Here is an 8,094-nt window from a genome sequence, read left to right on the forward strand (position 1 = left end):
CGCTGGACCTCCTCGGCCGCGCCCGGAAGATCGTCGTCACCAAGGATGAGACGACGGTGGTGGAGGGTTCGGGTGACCCGGACCAGATCGCCGGTCGGGTCAGCCAGATCCGTAACGAGATCGAGAAGTCGGACTCGGACTACGACCGTGAGAAGCTCCAGGAGCGTCTGGCGAAGCTCGCCGGTGGGGTCGCGGTCATCAAGGTCGGTGCGGCCACCGAGGTGGAGCTGAAGGAGAAGAAGCACCGCATCGAGGACGCGGTGTCGAACGCGAAGGCCGCGGTCGAGGAGGGCATCGTCGCCGGTGGTGGCGTCGCGCTGCTCCAGGCGTCGATCACCGCCTTCGAGAAGCTCGACCTGTCCGGCGACGAGGCCACCGGCGCGAACATCGTCCGGCTCGCGCTCGAGGCACCCATCAAGCAGATCGCCTTCAACAGCGGTCTCGAGGGCGGCGTCGTGGTCGACAAGGTCCGCAACCTCCCGACCGGCCACGGCCTCAACGCGGCCACCGGCGAGTACGTCGACCTGATCGCCACCGGCATCATCGACCCCGCCAAGGTCACCCGCTCCGCGCTGCAGAACGCCGCGTCGATCGCCGGCCTGTTCCTCACCACCGAGGTTGTCGTGGCGAACACCCCGGAATATGCGGCGGCCGACGCCGCCAACGTGGACGCCGCCATGCGCAGTCAGGGTTTCTGAGCCGTCGCGCCGGACCGTCCGCAGGCCCCGACATCGTGGGGTCCGCGGGCGGTCCAGGCCACGCACCGCGACCGGCGCCCCACCTACACCGGGCCGTCGACCAGCACGGACAGCTCATCGACGTCCTCGCCAGCACCCGTCGCGACCAGCCCGCCGCCCGCAGGTTCTTCACCCAGGCATTGGCCCATGGGCGTCGACCGGTCGACGTCACCACCGATAAGGCCCGGTCTACCCAGGACAGGTGGGTTGGCCAGCGCGGCCCGTGTCGACCAGGCGTTCTCGGGTACAGGTCGTCCACGGACCACAACGGATCAGGGAGTTCGAGAGATGCGGTCGACTGCGTGTCGACGGCAATCACGCGGTGGGGCCGTACTTGGTCGTGGGACGTCAGGGCTTGTGGGACGTCAGGGCTTGGCGGTGGGCAGGGCGAGCATCCGGGACAGCAGCCGGGCGAGGAACAGGGTGTGCCGGTGTAGCAGCGCACGGTCGAGCTTGTCGAGGTTGTCCCCGGGCGCGACCTGCACCAGGTAGGCCGGACCGCTGATGAACGCGATGGTCGGGATGCCAAGCCGGTAGGGAAACGTGCCCTCCCCGTACAGACCGTTCTGGAAGGGCCGCAGGACGGCGGAGCGGGTGAGGTCGCTGGCCTTCACCTCGTCGATGGCCAGCTCGCGCAGCGTGTCGCTGTGGCCCACCGGAACGGTGACCAGCTCCGATCGGCCGGTGGCCCGGTAGGCCGCCGTCCCGCCCCGGTCGTCCCATGCCATGGTCCCGAGATGCTCGGCGGCGAGTGCCATCGCGACGTTGTTCATGATCTCCGGATGCCCGCGCAGCCAGGCGTCCGGCTTCACCGTCGCCGCCTCGGACACCATGTGGTTCGGCGAGAACAGGAACAGCAGGTCGCGGGGCCGGTCGCGGGCGGGGAACCGGCTGAAGTACTCGGCCAGCGCCAGTAGCGCCGGGCCGCCGTTCTCCTCGACCGCGTTCTGACCGTCCGTGTGGGTGGCGACCAGCACGGCGCCGGGCGTCAGGCGGGGTTCCGCCGCGCCGGTCGCCCGAGTGGGCCCCGCTGGGGTCGGTGCGGGTACCGATGCCCGTGTTGGTACCGGTGCCCGTGTTGGTGCCGGTGCCGGCGGAGGTGCTCCCGAGCCCGGCAGCAGGGCGGTCAGGTAGTCGACGGTGGTCTCCCGCCGCGACGCGGTCAGGGTCAGGGTCGCGGTGAGCGGTCCGCGGGCGAGCAGGGACCGCAGCCGGGCGCCCTGTTCGGCATCGACGTGCAGCGTCGGCAGCGCGGCGTGCTCCTGCTGGTGCGGCGTGTACTGGCCGGCGGCAAGGGCCGGTGACAGGTGCAGGATCTCGATCATCGCGACGGCGCCGTGCCGTCGGGCGGTCTCCAGGCTCGGTTGCGGCGGGACGTCCAGCCAGACCCGCGAGTAGTCCTCGTTCGCGAGGCCGGAACGGGCCTCGGGTGGATGCACGTGGTCGGCGAGGTCGCCGAGCACCGAGGCGGACAGCCGGGCGACGGCACCGTCGGCGAGCACGATCGCGCCCGCCACCGGCGTGCGCCGGTAGTCGGGCTCGTCGCCCGCGCCGACGTCGACGACGGCCGCGGTCACCCCCCGGGCCGGCGTCTCGCCGGAATGCGGACGGTAGGCGGCGACCGGCACGGTGTGCGACCGGCCGTCGCCGTCGACGACGCGCAGGGACCAGGAGTCGGCGAGCCACGCGGACAGCCGGGTGGGATGGCGGGTCACCGTGAGGCCGTAGCCGGCCAGCCGCTCGGCGAGGTCGTCGATGTGGCGCCGGTGCGCGTCCGAGCCCGGCAGGCGGGGGCCGTGGCCGGCCATCCGTTCGGTCCAGGACCAGAGCGTCCCGGCGTCGACGAGGTCGTCCGCCGTGATTGTCCCGGGCGCCGGATAGCCGGTGGCAGCGCCGCGGGGCGTCGTGCCGTCGGACAGCGTCGTGCCGTCGGACTGGGTTCTGCCGGCCGGCGGCCTGCCGGCCGAGCCGTCGCGGCAGGTGAGACCGTCCCCCAGAGCAGCGGCGAGCCCGGCGGTGGCGGCGAGCCCGCCTGTCCGCCCGAGGAATCCGCGTCGACTCGACGGGTTGCTCCACCGGCTCATCGCCGCGCAAGGTATCAGGGCCGCGGGCCGTTCCGCGGGAAGAGTCGGCCCTCCCGGGCGGGTCGGGCAGGTCGGCCGGGTCGGGCCGAGGTTGTGATCCCGAGCCGCCCGGACCGGCCTGGGCCCGAGCCCGGACTGCTTCTTCGTCCTGGAAGTCGATACCCGCTACATCCACATCCTCGGGGTCACCGCCCATCCAGACGGGCCCTGGACCACCCAGCAGATCCGGAACCTCCTGATGAACCTCGGCGACCGGGCAGCCGACTTCCAGGTCCTGGTCCGTGACCGGGCCGGGCAGTTCACCGCCTCGTTCGACACGGCCCTCGCCGACGCCGGCATCACCACCCCCAAGACCCCACCCCGAACACCCCGCGCGAACGCCTACGCCGAACGATTCGTCCGCACCGTCCGGACCGAGGTCACCGACCGGATACTGATCGTCGGTGAGCGGCACCTGCGCACCGTCCTGACCGAGTACGCGGCCCACTGCAACGGACGACGACCCCATCGCGGCCGTGGCCTTCATCCGCCCCGGCCCGACCACCCCATCGCCGACCTCACCCACGAACGGGTCAAACGCCGGCCCGTCCTCGGCGGCCTGCTCAGCGAATACGAACGAGCCGCCCAAAACTCCAGGTCAAGGCCGGTGGCCGAGTTCTGGCACCCCGCACGGAATGGAGGCATCGAACGACTACGACAAGGTGAAGGCGAGCCTGCCGGGATGTGCAGGCGCGAGACCAAGAAACCGGTGAGCGGATTTGGGTGGTGCGGGTGCCAGAAAGTCTGACGCGCGACACACCCACCCGATAACTTACGACGGCCTGACTGCAGCACTAGGCTTGATGACAGCGAAACTGCTCGACGCGCTGGGAGGGACTCGCTGATGCACAGCAACTTCGACGTCAAGAAGGAACGTCCCAGGCTCTATTCGTCGAAGCGGAACAAGTTCGAGATCGTCGACGTAGCGCGGGCGAACTTCCTCATGGTGGACGGCCACGGCGATCCCAATACCTCGCCGGAGTACGCGGAGGTGGTCACCGCTCTCTACACGACCTCCTACGCTGTGCGTGCCGTCGCCAAGGACAAGCTGAAGNGGACGCACACCGTCGCTCCGCTGGAGGGCCTGTGGTCCGCGAAGGACCTGCAGGTCTTCCACACTCAAGACAAGGACCGGTGGGACTGGACCCTCATGATCTTTCAACCCGACTGGATCACCTTGGAGATCTTTGATGCGGCGCTGGAACGGGTCCACGAGAAGAAGAACCTTAGTGCAGTGAAGAAGGTGCGGTTCGAGGAGTTTCTCGAGGGCAAGTGCGTTCAGACTCTCTACGTTGGACCGTACGACGAAGAGGGCCCGACCATCTCCCGGATGCACGACGAGTTCATGCCGACTGAAGGTCTCGTCCTCCGGGGGCGTCACCATGAGATCTATCTGTCTGATGCCCGCCGGACGGACCCGAGCCGGCTGCGCACGATCATCCGCCAGCCGGTCGGATCCGCTCGAAAGTAGCGCGGTACCAGGTCCCCAAGGGCCAGTACCTATTCCGACCGAATTGAGCGATAATGATATTTCGCGAGGCCTCGATCGATATACGCACGCGCCAGGTTCGCCGGAACGGCTGAGCTGGTGGCGGACCTGTCGGCGGCGATGCCGGTCGGCCGCTGCGCGGACGGACCCCCTGGACGCCGCCCGTGCGCGGCTCCCATGTCCTGATCTCGGGGGCGACCGGGGCCGGGCAAGGGCTCGGTACTGTGGGGGCTGCTGCGCGGCCTGGCCCCCGCGGTGCGGCCGGGCTGGGGAGCTGTGGGCGACCCCGCGGCGAGCCGAATGCAGGACCGTACGGCCGCGCTGGCGGCCAGTACCGCCCGTACATGCCGACCCAGGAGACAATTGCAGTACAAGAGATCTTCAAGCGGCAGAGCCCCGCACCTTGGATGGGGGTGCGGGGCTCTGGCCTGTCTCAACCGTGCGTGTGCTCGGCAACGCACCCAAACATCCCCAACCGGCCCTGCCGATGATGCTACGCATCGCGCACACATTTACACTGGATGCTATCGGTCACGATGCTGTAGGCGCATCAACGGTCCGCTCCGATTCAGACCTACCTCGACCTGGCCCGATTACATCGTTGCCGGCCCGCCCCAGGAACGGATCAAGCGCCGGCCCATCCTTGGTGGCCTGATCAACGAATACGAACGAGCAGCCAGGACTCCAGGTCAAAGCTAGCGAGTTCTGGCACCGCACAGGTTCGCCAGCGGAGCGGAGAGAGGTGTCCTCGACCAGCGTGNCCGGCGAGATGGACTGACGTAGGATCCGGGCCGTGATCAGGGGCGATCGGCGTCGTCCGGCATCGGACCGAAGTTCAGGGTCTGCACGTTGCCGGACCCGACCATGACGCCGATCGAGTCGGTGATGCTGACCGGGAACGTGGGCGAACCGTCCCATACCTCGGCGTCCGGGTGACGAGGCCGGTCCGGGCCGCCTGGCGCCGGCACTTCAGAGGCGCCGTCCAGATCCGGTTGGGCGAAGACCGGATTCGCGGGGAACTCGGCCGCCGCTGCGGCAAGCACCTGCCGGCGGCCCTCGGGCAGAATGCCGTTGCCGAGCAGGGAGTTGACCTCTCGCCAGAACCTCAGGGAGGTCGTGTCCCCCCAGTTGGGCTGCCGCGCGACGGCCAGGCCCGCCGCCTCCAGGACCTGGCGCGCCGAGAGGGAATTCGCGAAGGCGCCCGCTAGCGCCTGAACCTCGCCGTCCGTGAGCCGCTCGGTCATCTGTCCATCCTCCGGGTCCTGGAGATGCCCGCGCTGCGCGCGGCCCGTTCCGTTCCATTCTCCCCGCGAATACGCCGTGGGGAGACCGTTGACCTGGAATAGTGGTGACTGGGCGGACGACGGAGGTGGCGGTGGCGGCCGACCGAGACAACGGAATGATCAAGATCGCNCACGTGGGAGCCGCTGGTGGCCTCTGCGTCCGGACGACCGGACAACGAGATGACATCGACATGTCGGTGCAGGTTCAGGCCGACGGCGTCATGGTCGGCGTGCGCAACGTCCAGAGGAACTATCTCCACTACCAGGTGGATCATCCGATCGTGTCGTTCGACCCGGCGGTCCGGGGTGCCGCGTTCACCCGCCGGTTCGAAGCGCTGCTGGAACGGCCGACCAGCTGGGTACGTCGGGAACAGTTCCGCCAAGCGGTGGCCGTCCCGCCGGCGCACCGACGGGGCCAGGTCGTTTTCACCGACAGCCGGACAGGCCTTCCCGGACGGGCGCGGGTGCGCGCGTGTGCGGTCCGGGTCCGGGGATCCCGCGGCGTGGTCATCGGAGACGGGAATCATCAGACCAATCATCTCCGGTACCGACTCACCCGTTCCGTGATCGCCGTCGAGTCTCTTCTCCGGGACGAGCCGGCCCTCGCTTACCGGTTGGCCGATTTCGTCGCCGCGCCTGACAACCCGGTCTTGGAACACCGCCTTGTCAATGCGATGAGCCGCATCCTGGAACGGTCCCAGGAGCTGACCCGGATGATCGCGGCTGGATCCGGGCGGACCGGGGGCGTCATGATCGGGACAGCTAATCGGCAGACGACCATCACGAAGAGTCGGATCCGGGACGTCGATGTCAAGGCGGTCATCGTCCGGGTTCGGTTCGAGGCGCTTGAGTCGGGGGCTCGGGCGAAGCTGGCGCTCCTCGACGCGGAGGACCGGCGCGACCACGACGAACTGAGGAAAATTGGCACGGCCGGCTCGTTGGACACCGGAGTGGCACGACGCCGGGACGAGCTGGAACTGACGCGGATCGAGCGGGCCGAACAGTGCCTGGTCCTGCAGACCGAACGGCTGCAACGGGCGCAACGACCGGAGTCGCCGCACGCTGACCGGAAACCGGCGATCAAGGCCGAGCTCGATTCGTTGCGCAAGCGGATCGATGACATCAAGAGCGAACGAGGCAAACACGGCCCTCTTGCGGTCCTGCGCGCCGCCCGGACCCGCCGGCTCGCCGACCCGACGACGCTGGGCCGCCTGTCCAGGCTGGAACCGCGGGCGGCCGCGATACCGCGCTGGCCGGATATCGAGCCGGTTCGTAGGCAGCCACCCAGCGAAATCAATCCCGACCGACTGGCCTGGCCGACGGCCCCCCAGCGCCGGGATCTCGACGATCTGCCCGGTCGGGGGGGACCTGCCATACCGGGTCCCTGACCGCCGCTGCCAACTGGATGCCGGCCTCGCGCGGGCTCGGGGCGTCCACGTGACCGACGCAATCCCAGGGCCTGACCGAGCCGACCGTGCCAGGAGTGATTCTCCGCCGTGAACACCGCTCTGTTCGTCGTCTACCTGCTGGTCCTGATCGCCATCGTCGTCGGCGCGGCCTGGGCCCTGCAGATCGTCCGGGAACTCCAGACGAGGCTGCGGGACGACCAACAGCGGCTTTCCGACGTCCGGGCCGAGCTGGCGACCCTGCGCTCGCAGCTGTCCGCCGTTGACAAGCGTGCCGGCCAGCCCGACGTGACGGTCAGCCGACTGAACACGTTTGACGGCCGCTTCGACAAGATCTCGGCCTGGTTCGACGAGCTTGGTAAGCGGATTGACGGATCGGCGGCGCGATTCGACCAGCTCCAGAAGAACCACGCGGAGCTCGCAGGCCAGCAGGTGACCGTCGGCACCCGCGTCGTCGGACTATCCGAGCTGCTCGGTGAGGTACAGCGCCGGGTCGGCGACCTGGCCGACCGGCTGACTGCCGTCGAACGGGAGGCGCTCCCCCGCCTGGCGGGCAACCAGTCCCAGCTCGCCCGCACGACCTGGGAGATCGGCGCCGCCCAGACCTTCGGGGTGCCTCCCACGCTGCCCTGGTTGCCGGGCCATCTGCTGCTATCTCCGGACGCCGACGGCGAAACAATCCTCAGCCTGTATGCCAACGCCGCGACCGAGCTGGACCTGGAGATCGTCCACGTCTCCGAGCCGCGGCTCGACGGCGGTCGACGGGCCATCGCGCTGCGTATGACCTCCGCCCCGGGACAGGCCGCGATCGGCAGACTCGCCGCGCGCATCGAGGAACGCGTCGCGCTTCTGGACACGGACAGCGGTCCGTCGCCCGACGATGCCCTGGCCGGACTCCTGCTCGCCGCCGCGACCGCGACCCGGGCCTCGGTCCTACTCGGGCCGCTTCTGTGCGTGACCGACGGGGACGGCACCCACGTTCATCTACTGAGATCCGAGCAGTTGCGCGGGCTGATCGGCGTCGGAGGACCCGGTCCTGACACCGCCACCCTGACC

Annotated in this window: 4 protein-coding genes and 4 pseudogenes; 6 read left to right on the top strand and 2 right to left on the bottom strand. The window is 69.3% G+C overall.

Annotation, left to right across the window (positions count from 1 at the left end):
* Both UK82_RS30310 and UK82_RS32290 read left to right on the top strand, forming a co-directional pair.
* A partial coding sequence (locus UK82_RS30310) for a TCP-1/cpn60 chaperonin family protein (protein WP_304438078.1) occupies positions 1–698 on the top strand: 698 nt, incomplete at its 5' end.
* Positions 699–778: 80 nt separating this feature from the next.
* Positions 779–922: pseudogene (locus tag UK82_RS32290) on the top strand (DDE-type integrase/transposase/recombinase); the annotation flags it as partial.
* A gap of 180 nt (positions 923–1,102) precedes the next feature.
* Here UK82_RS32290 and UK82_RS30315 read toward each other — a convergent pair.
* Positions 1,103–2,821: a hypothetical protein gene (locus tag UK82_RS30315; RefSeq protein ID WP_055410865.1), complete on the bottom strand. Its 1,719-nt coding sequence runs from the start codon at positions 2,819–2,821 to the stop codon at positions 1,103–1,105.
* Between the two features lie 238 nt (positions 2,822–3,059).
* Between UK82_RS30315 and UK82_RS30320 the strand changes: the two genes are divergently transcribed.
* The 3 genes and pseudogenes from UK82_RS30320 to UK82_RS30325 form a co-directional block, all read left to right on the top strand.
* On the top strand, positions 3,060–3,608 hold the full coding sequence (locus tag UK82_RS30320) for a transposase (protein WP_236706625.1): 549 nt from the start codon (positions 3,060–3,062) through the stop codon (positions 3,606–3,608).
* A 96-nt stretch (positions 3,609–3,704) separates the two neighbouring features.
* A pseudogene (locus UK82_RS41145) lies at positions 3,705–3,914 on the top strand (hypothetical protein); the annotation flags it as partial.
* A 1-nt stretch (position 3,915) separates the two neighbouring features.
* Positions 3,916–4,331, top strand: a pseudogene (locus UK82_RS30325) (GyrI-like domain-containing protein); the annotation flags it as partial.
* An 815-nt stretch (positions 4,332–5,146) separates the two neighbouring features.
* Here the strand turns inward: UK82_RS30325 and UK82_RS30330 are convergent.
* The gene (locus UK82_RS30330; RefSeq protein ID WP_052681229.1) at positions 5,147–5,593 is read right to left on the bottom strand and encodes an effector-associated domain EAD1-containing protein; all 447 of its coding nucleotides are present in this window, start codon (positions 5,591–5,593) and stop codon (positions 5,147–5,149) included.
* 1,535 nt (positions 5,594–7,128) lie between these two features.
* Between UK82_RS30330 and UK82_RS30340 the strand changes: the two are divergent.
* A pseudogene (locus tag UK82_RS30340) lies at positions 7,129–8,094 on the top strand (hypothetical protein); the annotation flags it as partial.

The organism is Frankia sp. ACN1ag (genome assembly GCF_001414035.1).
In the GTDB taxonomy this organism is placed as follows: Bacteria; Actinomycetota; Actinomycetes; order Frankiales; family Frankiaceae; genus Frankia; species Frankia torreyi.

Coding starts and splice junctions, on each gene's coding strand:
- UK82_RS30330 (WP_052681229.1), bottom strand. CDS start 5,593: ATGACCGAGCGGCTCACGGACGGCGAGGTTCAGGCGCTAGCGGGCGCC.
- UK82_RS30320 (WP_236706625.1), top strand. CDS start 3,060: ATGAACCTCGGCGACCGGGCAGCCGACTTCCAGGTCCTGGTCCGTGAC.
- UK82_RS30315 (WP_055410865.1), bottom strand. CDS start 2,821: ATGAGCCGGTGGAGCAACCCGTCGAGTCGACGCGGATTCCTCGGGCGG.